The sequence below is a fragment of the Opitutia bacterium genome, from assembly GCA_016217545.1.
Lineage (GTDB): Bacteria > Verrucomicrobiota > Verrucomicrobiia > Opitutales > Opitutaceae > Didemnitutus.
Window position 1 is genome coordinate 194158 of the sequence record JACRHT010000011.1, and the last position, 13612, is coordinate 207769.

Genomic DNA, 13612 nt, shown 5'->3' on the forward strand with positions numbered 1-13612 from the left:
TAAAGAACGTGGGTTTAGGTGCGGGCCGGGGCCTTCGAGGAGGTCTCGACGATCTTGGCCAAGAGGTTGTTCGGAACCTGAGCGAAGTGCGACGGCGTGATCGAGGCGGAAGCGCGGCCCTTCGAGAGGGAGCGAATGTCCGTCACGTAACCGAAGAGCATTTCGAGCGGAACGTGGGCCGCGATGATGCAGGCGCCGTTCTTGTTCTCCATGCCTTGGATCTGACCGCGGCGGCGATTGATGTCGCCCATCAGGTCGCCTTGGTAGTCTTCCGGCGTGGTGACTTCGACGCCCATGATCGGCTCGAGAAGGATCGGCTTGGCGACCTTCATCGCTTCCTTGAAGGCGAAGATGCCGGCCATCTTGAACGCGAGTTCCGACGAGTCGACTTCGTGGAACGAACCGTCGATGATGCGGATGATCGCATCGACGACCGGGTAGCCGGCGACGACGCCGTTGTTCGCACCTTCCATGATGCCGTCGGTGGCGGGCTTGATGAATTCCTTCGGGATGACGCCGCCGACGATCTCGTTGACGACTTCGATGCCCTTGCCCTTTTCGTTCGGCTCGATCTTGACGACGACGTGGCCGTATTGGCCCTTGCCGCCGGACTGACGGATGAACTTGCCGACGCCTTCCGCCGAGCCGGTGACGGTCTCGCGGTAAGCGATCTGCGGCTTGCCCACGGTCGCCTCGACCTTGAACTCGCGCTTCATGCGGTCGACGATGATTTCGAGGTGGAGCTCGCCCATGCCGGCGAGAATCGTCTGGCCGGTGTCCTGGTCGGTCTTGACGCGGAGAGTCGGGTCCTCGGCGACGAGGCGCTGGAGCGCGACGCCGAGCTTTTCCTGGTCGCCCTTCGAGTTCGGCTCGATCGACATCGCGATGACGGGCTCGGGGAAGGACGGCGGCTCGAGGCGGATGTCAAAGTCCTCATCGCACAGCGTGTCGCCGGTGATGACGTCCTTGACGCCGACGAGGGCGCAAATGTCGCCCGCGTAGGCCAGATCGATTTCCTCGCGGTCCATCGCGCGCATGAGCACGAGACGGGAGACGCGTTCGGAGCGGCGCGTGCGGGGATTGTAGAGCGGCATGCCGCGCTTCACCACGCCGGTGTAGACGCGGTAGAACACGAGCTTGCCGACGAACGGGTCGGTCCAGAGCTTGAACGCGAGGCCGGCGAGCTTCGCCTTGTCGTCGACGATCGCCTCGACCGGGTTGCCCGAGCTGTCCTGGCCCTTCATGGCCGGAACGTCGATCGGGTTCGGGAGATAGTTGACGACGCAGTCGAGCAGGCGCTGCACGCCCTTTTTCTTGAAGGCGGAACCGGGAATCACGCCGGTGAACTTCATCGAAACCGTGGCCTTGCGGACGGCGAGAATGAATTCGTCGGTGGTGATTTCCTGGCCTTCGAGATACTTGTTCGCGATGACGTCGTCGAAGTCGGAGACGGCTTCGATGAGCTTCTCGCGGTATTCCTTCGCCTGCGCGGCGTATTCGGCGGGAATCGGCGCGGTGACCGGGTTCATGCCGAGCGGATCCTTCGTCTCGTCGAAAATGTAGGCGACGTTCTGGACGAGGTCGATCAGGCCGTTGAAGTTCTCTTCCTGGCCGATCGGGATGTAGAGCGGGTGCGCGTTGGCCTTGAGCTTCTCGCGCATCTCGTCGACGGCGCGGAAGAAGTTGGCACCGGTGCGGTCCATCTTGTTGACGAACGCGACGCGCGGAACGCCGTATTTGTTGGCTTGGCGCCAGACGGTCTCGGATTGCGGCTGCACGCCGGCGACCGCGCAGAACACCGCGACGGCGCCGTCGAGCACGCGCATGGAGCGCTCGACTTCGGCGGTGAAGTCGACGTGTCCGGGCGTGTCGATGATGTTAATGCGCTGCTTGATGCCCTTCCATGGACCGAAGGAGGCGTTCCAAGCGCAGGAAATGGCGGCGGCGGTGATCGTGATGCCGCGCTCGCGCTCCTGCTCCATCCAGTCGGTCACCGTGGTGCCTTCGTGGACTTCGCCCATCTTGTGGACGGCGCCGGAGTAGAAAAGAATGCGCTCGGTCGTCGTGGTCTTGCCGGCATCGATGTGGGCAGCGATGCCGATGTTGCGCGTCCACTCGAGCGGGAACGGACGGTCTTTGGCGTTGGCCGCAGAAACCTTGGCCTTGTCGGTGACGACGGTGATGTTGATCGGAGAAGACATTGCGTGGAAACCTTACCAGCGGAGGTGAGCGAAGGCGCGGTTGGCCTGGGCCATCTTGTGGGTGTCTTCCTTCTTCTTCACGACGGTGCCCGTATTGTTGTAGGCATCGATGATTTCGGCGGCGAGAGCCTCGCGCATGGCGATGCCCTTGCGGGAAGTGGCGGCGTCGACGATCCAGCGGAGCGCGAGCGACTCCTGGCGCTCGAACGAAATCTCGACCGGCACTTGGTAGGTGGCGCCACCGACGCGGCGGCTCTTGACCTCGAGCTTCGGGCGGGCGTTTTCCATCGCGCCCATGAGGAGGTCGACCGGGTCGCCCTTTTGCAGCTTCTCGCTCACGCGCTCAAAGGCGCCGTAAACGATGCGTTCCGCGACGGTCTTCTTGCCGCTCTTCATGATCACGTTGATCAGGTGAGTGACGAGCGCGCTGTTGTAGCGGACGTCCGGAACGGTGGGGCGGTGAGTAGCTCTGCGACGACGAGACATGTTGAAAAAGAAAGAACGTGATTACTTGGCGGCCTTCGGGCGCTTGACGCCGTATTTGGAACGGGAACGACGGCGCTTCTCGACACCGGTGGCGTCGAGGGTGCCGCGGACGATGTGGTAGCGAACGCCGGGGAGGTCCTTCACACGGCCGCCGCGCACGAGGACGATGGAGTGCTCTTGGAGCGAGTGACCTTCGTCCGGTATGTAGGAGATGACTTCCGTGCCGTTCGTGAGGCGAACCTTGGCGACCTTACGGATGGCCGAGTTCGGCTTCTTCGGCGTGCGGGTCATGACCTGCACGCAGACGCCACGGCGGAAGGGATTACCCTGGAGAGCCGGGGCCTTGGACTTCGCGCGGACCTTGCGGCGTCCTTTTCTCACGAGTTGGTTGATGGTGGGCATTGGAGGAAGTTAGGTAGGTAAAAGAGGAAAAAGAGCGCGGAACCTACCGGGACGAAAAATCCCGGCAAGCACTTTTTCGCGCTGTGCTGAAAAACGCGAATTTCAGAGGGGAACCCTGAAACCGCGGGCGTCAGGTGCACCCACAGTTTTGCTGCGAATGCTGTTTTGTGACGAAAATGGAGGGTGAGCGAACCACGTTCGCATGACGCACTTCAAGCGCGAAGTTTCACTTTTCTCCCCAAGTTATTCACAGAATCAGTCTGGCTTTCGCGGCCGGCATCAAGAAAGCGCCCCGAAGTCGGAGCGAGCCGCTAAAGATCCGCCTTCGCTCCCCGAGCTTCGCGGATGCGCATCGAGCAAAGCCGGTGAACAAAAAAAACACCCGGCCCGTGAGGGCCGGGTGTAACTCGGAAGGAGCTAGGCTCTACTTCCGAGTTTTGGCGGGAGGGATTCGCAGGGTCCCACTTTCAGAGTGAAAAACAAGGCGAAATTCGGCACTCCCCTGCCCTCTTGTTTGTAAGCCGCACGCCTCTTTCGGCGGGCGAAAAGAAAAAGCCGCGGATCGCTCCGCGGCTTCGAGAGTGAACTTCGTCGTCGAGCTTAGCTCGCTTCGACCGTGGCGGCCGCGCGCGGAGCTTCGTCCATCGGGATCTCGCCGCCGAGCGGGAGCGTGACCTTCAGCTTCTTGTAAGCCGGGAGGCCGGTGCCCGCGGGGATGAGGTGACCCATGATGACGTTTTCCTTGAAGCCCTTCAGGCCGTCGACCTTGCCGAGAGTCGAGGCGTCGGTGAGGACGCGGGTCGTCTCTTGGAACGAGGCGGCGGAGATAAACGACTCGGTCTCGAGCGAGGCCTTGGTGATGCCAAGGAGGATCGGCTCGGCCTCGGCGGGCTTGCCGCCGGCGACATCAAGGCGCTTGTTCTCGCGGAGGAACGTCGTGCGATCGATCTGCTCGCCCCAGAAGAACTCGCTGTCACCCGGATCCGTGATGCGGACCTTGCGGAGCATCTGGCGGATGATGACCTCGATGTGCTTGTCGTTAATCGACACGCCTTGGAGACGGTAGACTTCCTGCACTTGGCCGATGAGGAACTCGTAGAGCGCGGTCGGCCCGAGGATGTCGAGGATCTCGTGCGGATCGGCGGAGCCTTCGGTGAGGTGCTGGCCCTTGTGGACGACGTCGCCCGGCTGCACGATGATGTGCTTGCCGTGCGGGATCAGGTGCTCTTCCTCGGCGCCGGCTTCCTCGTTGCGGACAACGAGCTTGCGCTTGCCGCGGATCGAGCCTTCGAACGAGACGACACCGTCGATGCGGGCCATCTCGGCCGCTTCCTTCGGACGACGAGCTTCGAAGAGCTCGGCGACGCGCGGGAGACCGCCGGTGATGTCCTTCGTGGTCGACGCCTGACGCGGCGTCTTCGCGAGGAGCGCGCCGGCCTGGATGATGTCACCTTCGTTCACGACGACCTGGGCGCCGGTCGGAATCGCGTAGGCGGCGAGCGGCTTGCCGCTCTCGTCACGGATTTCGATCTGCGGGTTGAGGTCTTCCTTGTGCTCGATGACGACGGTCGCAATGCGGCCGGTGGACTCGTCGAGCTCACGTTTGACCGTGACGCCCGGGATCATGTCCTTGAAGTGCAGCGTGCCGGTGCGCTCGGAGAGAACCGGAATGTTATACGGGTCCCACTGCGCGATGGTCTGGCCCTTCGTCACCTTCTCGCCGTCGCCGACGGAAAGGACGGTGCCGACCACGATCGGGTAGGCTTCGAGTTCGCGATCGTTGTCGTCGATGATCTGGATGGAGCCGGTCTTGTTGAGGACGATGGCTGCACCTTCCATCTGCACGAGGCGGAGGCCGCGATACTTGAGGATACCGGTGTTGCGCACCTTGATCTCGGGGTTCTTGGAACCGGCCGAGGCGACGCCACCGATGTGGAACGTGCGCATGGTGAGCTGCGTGCCGGGCTCGCCGATCGACTGGGCGGCGATGATGCCGACGGAGTCGCCGATCTTCGCCACCTTGTTGGCGGCGGGATTGATGCCGTAAGACTTCGCATCGATGCCGTGCTCGCTCGTCGAGGTGAGCGGCGACATGACCTTCACGCGCTCGATACCGGAGTCCTCGATCTGGCGGCCGAGTTCTTCCGTGATGAGCTCGCCGGAACCGACGAGAATTTTCGTCGGGTCGAGCGGATTGTAGATGTCGTCGGCGGAGCAGCGGCCGGTGATGCGCTCGGCGAGGGACACGAGCATCGTGTCGCCTTCGAAGATCGCCTTCTTCCAGATGCCGTCGCGCGAACCGCAATCTTCCTCGGTGATGACGCAGTCCATGGCGACGTCGCAGAGTTTGCGGGTCATGTAACCGGCGTCGGCCGTCTTGAGCGCGGTGTCGGCGAGACCCTTGCGGGCGCCGTGCGTCGAGATGAAGTATTCGAGAACGGTGAGGCCTTCGCGGAACGAAGACAGAATCGGGCGCTCGATGATTTCGCCGGAGGGCTTGGCCATGAGGCCGCGGAGACCGCAGAGCTGGCGCACCTGCTGTTTGTTACCGCGGGCGCCCGAGTCCATCATGATGTAGACCGGGTTGACCTCGGGGCGGCCGTCGTTGCCTTCGAGCTTCGCGAAGACGGACTTCGCGATGCGGTCGGTGGCGCCGGTCCAGATGTCGATGATCTTGTTGTAGCGCTCGCCGGAGGTGATGATGCCCTTCTTGTATTGGGACTCGACCTCGTCGACTTTCTTGCGGGCGTCGGACACGATTTCCTTTTTGTTCTCAGGAATGATCATGTCGTCGATGCCGATCGAGATGCCGGCGTTGAACGCGGTCGTGAAACCGAGCTCCTTCAGCTTGTCGAGCGTTTCGACGGTGACGGTGGGACCCGCGACCTTGTAGGTGTTCAGAATGAGGTCGCCCAGCTTGCCCTTCGGCACGGGGAAGTTGATGAAGCCGAGACCGGCGGGCCAGATCTGGTTGAAGATCACGCGGCCGACCGTCGTGCGGAGGACCTTGCGTTCCTTGTTGCCGAAGACGGTGTCCTTGCCGAAGTCCGGATTCGGAACTTCGACCCAGTCGTGCATCTTGTAGGCGCCGTCGGCCTTGGCGTAGAGAACTTCCTGCAGGCCGGACATGAGCGGCACGCGGACGCCCTTGGCGGGCTTGGTGCGCGGCTCGATCGTCAGGTAATACGCGCCGAGGACGATGTCCTGCGACGGCGTGAGGATCGGCTTGCCGCTCGAGGGCGAGAAGATGTTGCCCGAGGACATCATGAGCAGCTTGCACTCGAGGATGGCCTCGAGGGAAAGCGGGACGTGCACGGCCATCTGGTCACCGTCGAAGTCCGCGTTGTAGGCGGTGCAGACGAGCGGGTGGACGCGGATGGCGGAGCCTTCGATGAGGACGGGCTCGAACGCCTGGATGGAGAGGCGGTGGAGCGTCGGTGCGCGATTGAGCAGCACCGGATGGCCCTTCGTGACTTCCTCGAGGATGTCCCAGACTTCAGGGGACTTTTTCTCGATCATCTTGCGCGCACCGCGAACGGTGTGCACGAAGCCGAGTTCCTTGAGGCGGCGGATGATGAACGGCTCGAAGAGGACGAGCGCCATCTTCTTCGGCAGACCGCATTGGTTGAGCTTGAGCTCGGGACCGATGACGATGACGGAGCGGCCGGAGTAGTCGACGCGCTTGCCGAGCAAGTTCTGACGGAAGCGGCCCTGCTTGCCCTTGAGCATGTCGGAGAGCGACTTCAACGCACGGTTGCCGGCGCCCGTCACCGGGCGGCCGTGGCGGCCGTTGTCGAAGAGCGCGTCTACAGCTTCCTGGAGCATGCGCTTTTCGTTGTGAATGATGACGTCGGGCGTCTTCAGCTGCATCAGGTTCCGCAGGCGATTATTGCGGTTGATGACGCGGCGATAGAGGTCGTTGAGGTCGGACGTCGCGAAGCGGCCGCCTTCGAGCGGAACGAGCGGGCGCAGGTCCGGCGGAATGACGGGGAGGACTTCGAGAACCATCCACTCGGGACGGGACTTCGAGGAGATGAAGCCGCCGATGACCTTGAGGCGCTTGGAGAGCTTCTTCTTGATCTGCTTCGAGCGCGTGGCACGCATCGTCTCGTGCAGTTCGGCGACGACGGCCTCCATGTCGATCTGCGTGAGGACGTCGCGGACGGCCTCGGCGCCCATCTTGGCGACGAACGCATCGGCGCCGTATTCGTCGACGGCCTGCTGGTATTCCGTCTCGGTCAGGAGCTGCTTGAGTTCAAGCGGCGTCTTGCCCGGATTGGTAACCATGTAGTTCTCGTAGTAGATGACGCGCTCGAGCGAGCGGGCGGTCATGTCGAGCAGGAGGCCGAGGCGGCTCGGCATGCTCTTGAGGAACCAGATGTGCGCCACCGGAACGGCGAGCTCGATGTGGCCCATGCGCTCGCGGCGGACGCGGGCGATGGTGACTTCGACGCCGCAACGATCGCAGATGACGTCCTTGTATTTGATGCGCTTGTATTTTCCGCAGGCGCACTCGTAGTCGCGCACCGGGCCGAAGATCTTTTGGCAGAAAAGACCACCCGGCTCGGGCTTGAACGTGCGGTAGTTGATCGTCTCGGGATTCTTGACCTCACCTTTCGACCACGCGCGGATGGTCTCCGGCGCGGCGACGGTGATGGAAACGGAGTCGAAGGGATTCTCGTCGGATCCGAGGACCTGACGGACTTCTTCGCGGGCTTGTTCGGTGCTCATTTTGCGTGATGCTCCCAGTAGTTAAGTTTAGCGGTTGCCACCGAGGGCTTCGGAAAGCGTGGTGCGCTTGCCGAGTTTGATGTCGAGGCCGAGAGCCTGCATTTCCTTCACGAGGACGTTGAAGGATTCCGGCGTGCCGGCCTGCAGGGTGTTGTCGCCCTTGACGAGCGATTCGTAGATCTTGGTGCGGCCGTTCACGTCGTCGGACTTGACGGTGAGGATTTCCTGGAGCGTGTGCGCCGCGCCGTAGGCTTCGAGCGCCCACACTTCCATTTCGCCGAAGCGCTGGCCGCCGTATTGGGCTTTGCCGCCCAACGGCTGCTGCGTGACGAGCGAGTAAGGACCGACCGCGCGCGCGTGAATCTTGTGCGAGACAAGGTGGTTCAGCTTCATCATGTAGATGAAGCCCACGACGACTTGCTGATCGATCTTCTCACCGGTGCGGCCGTCGAACAGCGTGGCCTTGCCGGCGGTGGTGACGGTGATGACGCCGCTCTGCTCCTTCTCAACGTCGTTCGCCTGCTTGAGGTATTCGCGGACTTTCTTTTCCGAGATACCGTCGAACACGGGCGTGGCGACCTTGAGGCCGAGCTTCGAACAGGCCCAACCGAGGTGCGTCTCGAGAACCTGACCGACGTTCATGCGCGAAGGCACGCCGAGGGGGTTCAAGCAGATTTGCACCGGAGTGCCGTCCGGGAGGAACGGCATGTCTTCTTCGGGGACGATCTTGGCGACGACGCCCTTGTTACCGTGGCGGCCGGCCATTTTGTCACCGACCTCGAGCTTTTGCTTCGTGGCGATGTAGACCTTGACCTGCTTGATAACGCCGGCGCCTTCCGCGTCGCCTTGTTCGATCGACGCGATCTTGCGCTCACGGTCGCCCTCGAGCTCGTCGAACTTCGACTGGAACGAGCCGATGATCTCCATGATCTTGATGCGAACCGGGGACGGATCGATCTCGATGTGCTTCGCGACGGCGGCGAGCTTGCGGAGGAGGGTCTTCGTGATCTTGCGGTTGGCCGGGATGATGATTTCGCCGGTCTGGCCGTTGATGACGTCGAGCGGGATCTTTTCGCCGAGGAGGATGTTGGACAGCGCCTCGGTGAGCTGCTCGCGCAGCTTGTCCATCTGCGTCTTGTAGTCTTCCTGGATCTGCTTCACCTGACGGCGGCGATCAGAAGGCGAGAGTTTGGAACCCTCGGCATCGAGGCGCGAAGTGTTGATCTTCACGTCCATGATGATGCCGTTCACGCCCGACGGGACGATGAGCGAGGTGTCCTTCACGTCCGCGGCCTTCTCACCGAAGATGGCGCGGAGGAGTTTCTCTTCCGGCGCGAGTTCGGTTTCGGACTTCGGCGTGATCTTGCCGACGAGGATGTCGCCCGGCTTGACCTCGGCACCGACGCGGATGACGCCGTTGTGATCGAGGTTCTTGAGGGCCTCTTCGCCGACGTTCGGGATGTCGCGGGTGATTTCCTCGGGCCCGAGCTTCGTGTCACGCGCGGTGACTTCGAATTCCTGGACGTGGATCGAGGTGAAGATGTCTTCCTTCAGCACCTTTTCGGAGATGAGGATGGCGTCTTCGAAGTTGTAACCGTTCCAAGGCATGAACGCGACGAGCACGTTGCGGCCGAGGGCGAGCTCGCCGTGGTCGGTCGAGGGACCGTCGGCGATGCACTGGCCCTTCTTCACTTTCTGGCCCTTCTTGACGATGGGCTTCTGGGTGAAGCAGGTGCCCGCGTTCGAGCGCATGAATTTGCGCAGCTCGTAAACGTAGGTGCCGTTCTTCGGATCGGTCTTCGGGTTGCGCGGCAGTTCGCCGGACTCGGTGACGATGATCTGCTTCGCGTCGACGGACGCGACGACGCCGTTGGCTTCCGCGACCACGACGGTCTTGGAGTCCGAGGCGAGGCGGCCTTCGAGACCGGTGCCGACGAACGGCGCTTCGGTCTGCAGCAGCGGCACGCCTTGGCGTTGCATGTTCGAGCCCATCAACGCGCGGTTGGCGTCGTCGTGCTCGAGGAAGGGGATCAGACCGGCGGCGACGGAGACGACTTGCTTGGGCGAGACGTCCATCAGGTCGACTTCGTCCGCGGTGACTTCGAGGAACTCGCCGTCACGGCGCGCGGTGACCTTGCCGATGAAGTTACCCTTCTCGTCGACCTCGGCGTTGGCTTGGGCGATGACCTTGCCCTCTTCCTGGTCGGCGGTGAGGTAGACAACCTTGTCGGTGACGCGGCCCTTTTCCTTGTCGGCGACGCGATACGGGGCCTCGATGAAGCCGAATTCGTTCACACGCGCGTAGGTCGAGAGCGAATTGATCAGACCGATGTTCGGACCTTCGGGCGTTTCGATCGGGCAGATGCGGCCGTAGTGCGACGGGTGAACGTCGCGGACTTCGAAGCCGGCACGTTCACGATTCAGACCGCCAGGTCCGAGCGCGGACAAGCGGCGCTTGTGCGTCAGCTCGGCGAGCGGGTTGATCTGGTCCATGAACTGCGACAGCTGGCTGCGCGCGAAGAAATCGCGGATCACGGTCGTCAGCGCCTTCGGGTTGATCAGCTTCTGCGGCGTGATCGAGTCGACGGATTGATCGTAGAGCGTCATGCGCTCGCGCACCAAACGCTCGGTGCGGGAAAGGCCGACGCGGCATTGGTTGGCGAGGAGCTCACCGACGGTGCGCACGCGGCGCGAACCGAGGTGGTCGATGTCGTCAACGACGCCGTCGTTCTTCTTGAGGCGGACGAGATACTTCGTGGCGGCGACGACGTCGGCGCTTTCGAGAATGCGGACCTCGAGGTCGACCTTCAGGTCGAGCTTCTGGTTGATCTTGTAGCGGCCGACGCGGCCGAGGTCGTAGCGCTTCGGGTCGAAGAACAGGCGCTTGAGCAGGGCCTTGGCGTTCGCCGTGGTCGGCGGCTCGCCCGGGCGCAGCTTCTTGTAGATTTCCTTGAGCGCTTCCTCTTCGTTGCGGGTCGGGTCCTTCTTGAGCGCGCGGATGATCGCGCCCTCGTCGGCGGTCGTGTCGATGACGCGCATCGACTTGATGTCGTGCTTCTCGAAGGTGCGGACGATCTGCTTCGTGAGCGGCTCGAACGCGCGAGCGAGAACGACGCCCTTCTGGGCATCGATGACGTCTTCGACGAGCACGAGGGTCGACACGTTTTCCATGTCGAGGGCCTTGTTCACCTTCAGGTCCTGGACTTCGTAGAAGAGGTTCAGGATGTCGAGGTCGTTGCTGTAGCCGATGGCGCGGAGCAGCGTCGTGATGAGGAATTTCCGGCGGCGGCGGCGGCGGTCGAGGTAGACGTAGAGCAGGTCGTTGTTGTCGAACTGCACTTCGAGCCAAGTGCCGCGGTCCGGGATGATGCGGAACGAGTGGAGCAGCTTGCCGTTCGGGTGCGTGGCGACTTCGAAGCAGATGCCAGGCGAACGGTGGAGCTGGGAGACGACGACGCGCTCGGCGCCGTTGATGATGAACGAGCCGCGCTCGGTCACCATCGGGATGTCGCCCATGAAGATTTCCTCGTCCTTGATGAAGTCCTCTTCGCGGAGGCGGAGCTTCACGTAGAGCGGGACGGCGTAGGTGGTGCCTTCGCGGAGGCACTCGATCTCGGAGCTCTTGGGCTCGCCGATCGTGTAGGAGACATATTCGAGCGTGAGGCGCTCGTCATACGAGGTGATCGGGAAGACCTCCTTGAAAACGGCTTCGAGGCCGACGGGCTTGCGCTGCTTCTCGGGCACGTCCTTTTGGAGATACTCGAGGTAAGAGCTGATTTGCAGCTCGATGAGGTTCGGCGGCTGGATGACTTCGCGAAGTTTTCCGAAGTTGACGCGTTCGTGTTGAGTGCGGTCGGCCATGGGTGCTCCCGGTGGGTGGATTGAAGAAAAGGGCAAACTCAGTTCGCGCCACTGAAGGCTGCGGAACCGGCAGTTGGGACATGCGGATGCGAGGACCTCGTCACGTCAGGAAAGAACAGGGAAAATGCCGAAGCACAGGCCGCGACTTGCGCGACCTGTGCTCGGGAATTGGAACTGAATGCGTGGGTGCGAACCAAGTGGTTACTTGAGTTCGACCTTCGCGCCAGCGGCCTCGAGCTTCTTCTTGATCTCTTCGGCTTCGGCCTTGTTGACGCCTTCCTTGACCGGCTTCGGAGCGCCCTCGACGAGGTCCTTGGCCTCCTTGAGGCCGAGGCCCGTGATCGCACGGACTTCCTTAATGACGCCGATCTTGTTGGCGCCGGCCTCAGTGAGGACGACGTTGAACTCGGTCTTCTCTTCTGCGGCCGGGGCAGCGGCGCCACCGCCAGCGGCGGGAGCGGCAGCGACGGCAGCGGCGGCGGAAACGCCCCACTTGGCCTCGAGGTCTTTGACGAGCGCGGCGAGCTCGAGGATCGGCTGCGCGGACAGCCAATCGATGACTTGGTCTTTGGTGATGTTGCTCATGGTAATCTTCCTGGGAGTGCTAGCGGCGGCGGGAATGCCGCGCGTTTAAGAGACGTATCCCCTAGCTGAACTCCGTTGGGAGTTTTTGGATTCCGCGCGCACCGCCGAAGGAGTGGCGGCGCGACGCGAAAATGGGTTAGGCTGCGGGAGTCTCCTTCTTGACCTTCTCGTTGAGCACGCGAACGAACGCGGCTCCCTGTTGCGTGAACAGGCCGAGGAGCATGGAACGGAGCGCCTCGAACGAGGGCAGCTCGGCCAGCTTCGACAGCTCGGCGGCGGTCATCATCTTCTTATCGAGGATGCCGACCTTCACTTCGAGCTTCTGCTTCTCCTCGACGAACTTCTTGAGGACCTTTGCGACGCCGGCGGGATTCTTGCCGCCGACGACGACGGCCGTCTGGCCGCTGAGGGACTTGTCCACCTCGGGCAGGCCGAAGGCCTTGGCCGCGACGCGGAACGAGCTGTTCTTCACGACGTGGAACTCGGCCTTCTCCGGGGCGAGGCGCTTGCGCAGCTCGGCGGTGTCGGCGACGGTCAGTTTCGTGAAGTTGGTGAGGATGACGTAGTCAGACTTCTTCAGGTGCGTCGTGACCTCGTCGATGAGGAATTTCTTTTCGGCTCTCATGGGTTACGATGCTCCTTAGAATTTGCTGAACTCGGTCGAGGCGATCTTCACGCCGGGCGACATCGAGGACGAGAGGGTGACGGACTTGATGTAGTGGCCCTTGAACGCGGCCGGCTTGGCCTTGCCGACGGCCTCGAGGACCGCGGCGACGTTCTCGGAGATCTGCTGCGTCGTGAACGAGCGCTTGCCGACGCCGACGCCGATGTTGGCGGTCTTGTCGACCTTGAACTCGACGCGACCGGCCTTCACGGCCTTGATGCCGGCGGCGATGTCGTCGGTGACGGTGCCGGACTTCGGGTTCGGCATGAGGCCCTTGGGGCCGAGCACGCGGGCGAGCGTGCGGACCTGCTTCATGGCTTCGGTGGTCGCGATGGCGACGTCGAAGTCGAGCCAGCCGGAATTGATCTTGGCCATCAGCTCGGCGAGGCCGGCATGATCGGCACCGGCGGCGAGCGCCTTCTCGGCGTCGTCGGTGAAGACGATCACGCGGATCTTCTTGCCGGAACCGTTCGGGAGCGGCGTGGTGCCGCGCACCATCTGGTCGCCCTGCGCCGGATCGACGCCGAGGCGGAAGGACAGCTCGATGGTCTCATCGAACTTGGCCTTCGGGAACTTCGAAAGAATCTCAACGGCTTCGTTGAGCGGATATTCCTTCGTGAGGTCAGCGACCTTGATGGCGCTGTTGTATCTTTTGCTGTGCTTTTCCATTTGCGACTCCTTG

General features: G+C 62.5%; 8 protein-coding genes. All 8 read right to left on the minus strand.

Translation table 11 applies throughout. The features are described from left to right. Window positions 1-14: 14 nt before the first annotated feature. The gene (gene fusA, locus HZA32_06635; GenBank protein MBI5423748.1) at window positions 15-2201 is read right to left on the minus strand and encodes an elongation factor G; all 2187 of its coding nucleotides are present in this window, start codon (window positions 2199-2201) and stop codon (window positions 15-17) included. Between the two features lie 12 nt (window positions 2202-2213). Then, complete coding sequence (rpsG, locus tag HZA32_06640; GenBank protein ID MBI5423749.1) at window positions 2214-2687, minus strand: 30S ribosomal protein S7; 474 nt, start codon at window positions 2685-2687, stop codon at window positions 2214-2216. Window positions 2688-2708: 21 nt separating this feature from the next. Then, complete coding sequence (locus tag HZA32_06645; GenBank protein MBI5423750.1) at window positions 2709-3089, minus strand: 30S ribosomal protein S12; 381 nt, start codon at window positions 3087-3089, stop codon at window positions 2709-2711. A 600-nt stretch (window positions 3090-3689) separates the two neighbouring features. Further along, a complete protein-coding gene (gene rpoC, locus HZA32_06650; protein MBI5423751.1) occupies window positions 3690-7820 on the minus strand; it encodes a DNA-directed RNA polymerase subunit beta' in 4131 nt (1376 codons plus the stop codon). Window positions 7821-7847: 27 nt separating this feature from the next. Next, entirely contained in the window at window positions 7848-11681 is a 3834-nt protein-coding gene (gene rpoB / locus HZA32_06655) for a DNA-directed RNA polymerase subunit beta (protein MBI5423752.1), read from the minus strand. A 201-nt stretch (window positions 11682-11882) separates the two neighbouring features. Further along, window positions 11883-12266: a 50S ribosomal protein L7/L12 gene (rplL, locus tag HZA32_06660; protein MBI5423753.1), complete on the minus strand. Its 384-nt coding sequence runs from the start codon at window positions 12264-12266 to the stop codon at window positions 11883-11885. 136 nt (window positions 12267-12402) lie between these two features. After that, window positions 12403-12891 carry a 50S ribosomal protein L10 gene (locus HZA32_06665; protein ID MBI5423754.1) on the minus strand — a complete coding sequence of 163 codons (489 nt, stop codon included), beginning with the start codon at window positions 12889-12891 and terminating at the stop codon, window positions 12403-12405. 15 nt (window positions 12892-12906) lie between these two features. Then, the gene (locus HZA32_06670) at window positions 12907-13599 is read right to left on the minus strand and encodes a 50S ribosomal protein L1 (GenBank protein ID MBI5423755.1); all 693 of its coding nucleotides are present in this window, start codon (window positions 13597-13599) and stop codon (window positions 12907-12909) included. Window positions 13600-13612 lie beyond the last annotated feature (13 nt).

Coding starts and splice junctions, on each gene's coding strand:
- rpsG (MBI5423749.1), bottom strand. CDS start 2,687: ATGTCTCGTCGTCGCAGAGCTACTCACCGCCCCACCGTTCCGGACGTC.
- fusA (MBI5423748.1), bottom strand. CDS start 2,201: ATGTCTTCTCCGATCAACATCACCGTCGTCACCGACAAGGCCAAGGTT.
- rplL (MBI5423753.1), bottom strand. CDS start 12,266: ATGAGCAACATCACCAAAGACCAAGTCATCGATTGGCTGTCCGCGCAG.
- HZA32_06645 (MBI5423750.1), bottom strand. CDS start 3,089: ATGCCCACCATCAACCAACTCGTGAGAAAAGGACGCCGCAAGGTCCGC.
- rpoC (MBI5423751.1), bottom strand. CDS start 7,820: ATGAGCACCGAACAAGCCCGCGAAGAAGTCCGTCAGGTCCTCGGATCC.
- rpoB (MBI5423752.1), bottom strand. CDS start 11,681: ATGGCCGACCGCACTCAACACGAACGCGTCAACTTCGGAAAACTTCGC.
- HZA32_06670 (MBI5423755.1), bottom strand. CDS start 13,599: ATGGAAAAGCACAGCAAAAGATACAACAGCGCCATCAAGGTCGCTGAC.
- HZA32_06665 (MBI5423754.1), bottom strand. CDS start 12,891: ATGAGAGCCGAAAAGAAATTCCTCATCGACGAGGTCACGACGCACCTG.